Source organism: Pseudomonas sp. SDO5532_S415 (genome assembly GCF_054071155.1).
The window spans coordinates 1-1,372 of record NZ_JBSVWS010000357.1; the positions used below are offsets into that span (position 1 = coordinate 1).

The 1,372-nt window shown below is 62.8% G+C and carries 1 protein-coding gene; it reads left to right on the forward strand.

The genetic code is table 11. From position 1 onward, the window contains the following. Positions 1 to 114: 114 nt before the first annotated feature. Positions 115 to 1,305 carry an osmoprotectant NAGGN system M42 family peptidase gene (locus tag ACW9HW_RS30070; protein ID WP_095196467.1) on the forward strand — a complete coding sequence of 397 codons (1,191 nt, stop codon included), beginning with the start codon at positions 115 to 117 and terminating at the stop codon, positions 1,303 to 1,305. The last annotated feature ends 67 nt before the right edge of the window (positions 1,306 to 1,372 follow it).

Here is a 1,372-nt window from a genome sequence, read left to right on the forward strand (position 1 = left end):
CACAGTTAATCGCGTCCCCCTGTGGGAGCGAGCCTGCTCGCGAAGGCGGTCTGGCAGGCAACGAATTTCCTCCTCATCGAAACCATCGATGCCCTCAACCCATCAGGAGTTTCCATGACCATTAAATATCCCGAACCGGACCTGACCTACCTGCAAAAAGTCCTGCTGGAGATGCTCGCCATTCCCAGCCCCACCGGTTTCACCGACACCATCGTGCGCTATGTCGCCGAGCGACTTGAAGAGTTGGGCATTCCGTTCGAGATGACCCGTCGCGGTACCATCCGTGCCACCCTCAAGGGCAAAAAGAACAGCCCCGACCGCGCCGTGTCGGCTCACCTGGACACCATCGGCGCGGCCGTGCGTGCGGTAAAGGACAACGGCCGTCTGACCCTCGCACCGGTGGGTTGCTGGTCCAGTCGTTTTGCCGAAGGCAGCCGGGTGAGCCTGTTCACCGACAACGGTGTGATCCGTGGCAGCGTGTTGCCGCTGATGGCGTCCGGGCACGCGTTCAACACCGCCGTGGATGAAATGCCGATCAGTTGGGATCATGTCGAGTTGCGCCTGGACGCCTACTGCGCGACACGTGCCGATTGCGATTCACTGGGGATCAGCGTTGGCGACTTCGTCGCTTTCGACCCCTTGCCGGAGTTCACCGAAAGTGGCCACATCAGCGCCCGTCACCTGGACGACAAGGCGGGTGTCGCGGCGTTGCTGGCAGCATTGAAAGCCATCGTCGACAGCGGTGAACAATTGCTGATCGACTGTCACCCGCTGTTCACCATCACCGAGGAAACCGGGAGTGGCGCAGCGGCCGCGCTGCCATGGGACGTCAGCGAATTCGTCGGCATCGACATTGCGCCGGTCGCGCCCGGCCAGCATTCGAGCGAACATGCCGTGAGCATTGCGATGCAGGACTCCGGCGGGCCGTATGACTATCACTTGTCGCGGCATCTGCTGCGCCTGGCCAGCGACAACGAGTTGCCGGTGCGCCGCGACCTGTTCCGCTACTATTTCAGCGATGCCCACTCGGCGGTCACCGCCGGCCATGACATCCGCACCGCCCTGCTCGCCTTCGGCTGCGATGCGACCCACGGCTACGAACGCACCCACATCGACAGCCTCGCCGCCCTCAGCCGCCTGCTCGGCGCCTACATCCTGAGCCCGCCGGTATTCGCCAGCGATGCGCAACCGGCCACGGGTTCTCTTGATCGCTTCAGCCACCAGATTGAACACGATACCCAGATGGAGAGTGATACGCGGGTGCCGTCGGTGGATAGCCTGGTGGGGCAGCGGGCCGATAACTGACCAATATATGTATTGTCTGGTCCGGCCCCTTCGCGAGCAGGCTCGCTCCCACAGTGAACCGCGTACC

What these genes read in the sequence shown, in the direction of transcription:
- ACW9HW_RS30070 (WP_095196467.1), top strand. Translation starts at nt 115, where the DNA reads ATGACCATTAAATATCCCGAACCGGACCTGACCTACCTGCAAAAAGTC.